Here is a 2,251-nt window from a genome sequence, read left to right as displayed (position 1 = left end):
CTATCGAACATTGTTCGATGGATATTGTAAATGAGAGTGATCAAGTCGATCGAGCTATTAGTACCGGTAAGCTACATGCGTTGCCGCACTTCCACACCCGGCCTATCAACGTGGTAGTCTTCCACGGCTCTGATAGGGAATACTCGTTTTTAGGTGGGTTTCCCGCTTAGATGCCTTCAGCGGTTATCCCGTCCGTATATAGCTACCCTGCTATGCCGTTGGCACGACAACAGGTCCACCAGAGATACGTCCATCCCGGTCCTCTCGTACTAGGGACAGATCCTATCAATATTCCTACACCCACGGCAGATAGGGACCGAACTGTCTCACGACGTTCTGAACCCAACTCACGTACCGCTTTAAATGGCGAACAGCCATACCCTTGGGACCTGCTCCAGCCCCAGGATGCGATGAGTCGACATCGAGGTGCCAAACAACCCCGTCGATATGGACTCTTGGGGGTCATCAGCCTGTTATCCCCGGCGTACCTTTTATCCGTTGAGCGATGGCCCTTCCACGCGGGACCACCGGATCACTATGACCGACTTTCGTCTCTGCTCGACTTGTCAGTCTTGCAGTCAGGCAGGCTTATGCCATTGCACTCGACGAACGATTTCCGACCGTTCTGAGCCTACCATCGCGCGCCTCCGTTACTCTTTAGGAGGCGACCGCCCCAGTCAAACTACCCACCATACACGGTCCTGGACCCGGATAACGGGCCGCAGTTAGACATCCATATAGATAAGGGTGGTATTTCAAGGATGACTCCACCATGGCTGGCGCCACGGCTTCAAAGTCTACCACCTATCCTACACATGTCGACACGAATGCCAGTGTAAAGCTATAGTAAAGGTGCACGGGGTCTTTCCGTCTAACCGCAGGAACCCCGCATCTTCACGGGGAATTCAATTTCACTGAGTCTGCGTTGGAGACAGCGGGGAAGTCGTTACGCCATTCGTGCAGGTCGGAACTTACCCGACAAGGAATTTCGCTACCTTAGGACCGTTATAGTTACGGCCGCCGTTTACTGGGGCTTCAATTCAATGCTTGCACATCTCCTCTTAACCTTCCAGCACCGGGCAGGCGTCAGACCCTATACGTCGTCTTGCGACTTCGCAGAGCCCTGTGTTTTTGGTAAACAGTCGCTACCCCCTGGTCTGTGCCACCCTCATCTAGTTGCCTAAATAAGGGTCACGCTTCTTCCGAAGTTACGCGTGCATTTTGCCGAGTTCCTTCAACGCAGTTCTCTCAAGCGCCTTGGTATTCTCTACCAGTCCACCAGTGTCGGTTTAGGGTACGGTCTATATGCAGGAGCTATTTCCTGGAACCGCTTCGCTGCACATTCAATCCAATAAGAATGTACAACACACGCAATCCGTCACTACCTGCAGGCCCACGAATATTAACGTGGTTCCCATCGACTACGCCTTTCGGCCTCGCCTTAGGGGCCGGCTAACCCTGCTCAGATTAACTTTAAGCAGGAACCCTTGGACTTTCGGCGAGGGAGTCTCTCACTCCCTTTATCGTTACTCATGTCAGCATTCTCACTTCCGATACCTCCAGGATGTCTCACGACTGTCCCTTCACAGGCTTACGGAACGCTCCGCTACCACGCACATACGTGCATCCACAGCTTCGGTGTATGGCTTTAGCCCCGGTACATTTTCGGCGCAAAGACCCTTATTTAGACCAGTGAGCTGTTACGCTTTCTTTAAATGATGGCTGCTTCTAAGCCAACATCCTGGTTGTTTTGGGATCCTCACATCCTTTCCCACTTAGCCATAACTTAGGGACCTTAGATGGTGGTCAGGGTTGTTGCCCTCTTCACGACGGACGTTAGCACCCGCCGTGTGTCTGCCGACTAGTACTCCCCGGTATTCGGAGTTTGATTAGGATCAGTAAGACGGTGAGTCCCCATAGCCCATTCAGTGCTCTACCCCCGGGGGTATTCGGTCGACGCTCTACCTAAATAGATTTCGCGGAGAACCAGCTATCTCCAAGTTTGATTGGCCTTTCACCCCTAGCCACAAGTCATCCCGATCTATTGCAACAGATATGGGTTCGGTCCTCCAGTACGTGTTACCGTACCTTCAACCTGCTCATGGCTAGATCACTTGGTTTCGGGTCTAATGCAACGAACTGAACGCCCTATTCAGACTCGCTTTCGCTACGCCTACACCTACCGGCTTAAGCTTGCTCGTTACACTAAGTCGCTGACCCATTATACAAAAGGTACGCTGTCACCCAGAAC

1 rRNA gene is annotated in these 2,251 nt (G+C 52.3%); it reads right to left on the bottom strand.

Features of this window, described 5'->3' with window-relative positions:
• Positions 1–36: 36 nt before the first annotated feature.
• A 23S ribosomal RNA gene (locus ACOZHT_RS24330) occupies positions 37–2,251 on the bottom strand; the annotation flags it as partial.

The organism is Ochrobactrum sp. EDr1-4, from assembly GCF_049199085.1.
GTDB lineage: Bacteria > Pseudomonadota > Alphaproteobacteria > Rhizobiales > Rhizobiaceae > Brucella.
The sequence above is the reverse complement of the archived record's forward strand: the minus strand, read 5'-3'. Positions and strand labels throughout refer to the sequence as shown.